The sequence below is a fragment of the Mesorhizobium sp. M7A.F.Ca.CA.002.09.1.1 genome, from assembly GCF_003998555.1.
In the GTDB taxonomy this organism is placed as follows: Bacteria; Pseudomonadota; Alphaproteobacteria; order Rhizobiales; family Rhizobiaceae; genus Mesorhizobium; species Mesorhizobium ciceri.
The window spans coordinates 1-1007 of sequence record NZ_RZRR01001328.1 but is presented as its reverse complement, the minus strand read 5'-3'; the positions used below and the strand labels follow the sequence as shown (position 1 = coordinate 1007).

General features: G+C 59.9%; 1 protein-coding gene. It reads right to left on the bottom strand.

The genetic code is table 11. The features are described 5' to 3' along the window. Nucleotides 1–626: 626 nt before the first annotated feature. Nucleotides 627–845 carry a hypothetical protein gene (locus tag EN994_RS32950; protein WP_013531393.1) on the bottom strand — a complete coding sequence of 73 codons (219 nt, stop codon included), beginning with the start codon at nucleotides 843–845 and terminating at the stop codon, nucleotides 627–629. Nucleotides 846–1007 lie beyond the last annotated feature (162 nt).

The following is a 1007-nucleotide window of genomic DNA, read 5'->3' as shown; positions in this document are numbered from 1 at the left end:
GTGCCGGCCAGCGTGGCGGCGGCGACGGCGGTGGCGATAAGGCCGGAAACGAGTGTGTTCTTGAACATGACGATCTCCTTGCTTCGTTGACCGAGGCGATCCATCCGCCTCTTGATCATCTGTCGTCACAGCCAGGAAAAAGGTTCGAACTTTTTTGATTTTTCTGGAGCTGGGAAATCGGATGGACCGAGGTCCACGCTGACGGCGACTGGAAAGGGTTGGCGAGGACGTTGATGCGGCCAATCTCCCCCACTTGCTGGGGGCTATGCCACGCACATATCTGCTATGACTGGGGTGACTGATCGGCCCGAGGCCCGATTGCCGGGTGGGTCCCCCAATCCGTCGCTGCTTCGCAGCGCCACCTTCCCCCCTCCGGAGGGAAAGGAAAGGAGCGTTGGTGGGCGAGCGTTGGCTCGGCGAAGCCGAGACGGAGCGGGACCAGCGCCGCATAGGCAATGCATGCGCCAAGCTGCCATGCACTCTATCGCCAAAGACCAGTTGCTTGGAAATGTGTGCATGCCGTAGCTTGCCGGGGATCAGCAGCTTTGCCGCCCTACTTCACAAGGTGATCGCCGAACGCAAAAAGGGCGGCCGAAGCCGCCCTCTTGGGGAATTGGGTCCCTCCATCAAAGGAAAATGATCACCCTGCCGTGCCTGTGGTGATGGTTGTGGTGGTGGTTGTAGTGCTTCCACCAGAACTTCTTGAAGTGCTTCTTGTGATGGTTGTGGTGGTGATGATGATGGCCATGCATGCCGTGGGCTGACGACGTGCCGACAGTGCCGGCGAGCGCGCCGGTGGCGACGAAGATGGCGACGAGGCCCGAGGTAAGAGTGCGCTTGAACATGATGATCTCCTGGATCTTTTGATCGAGGCGACCCATTCGCCTCTGACCATCAGTCGGCGCGGCGCAGCAAAAGGTTCGAAAGGTTGAGGAGATTTTTTGTGGGACGCCGTTGACGCCAGCGCGGCGACGGCAAGGACACCAATGACCCGTCGCCCCCTATTC

What these genes read in the sequence shown, in the direction of transcription:
- EN994_RS32950 (WP_013531393.1), bottom strand. Translation starts at nt 845, where the DNA reads ATGTTCAAGCGCACTCTTACCTCGGGCCTCGTCGCCATCTTCGTCGCC.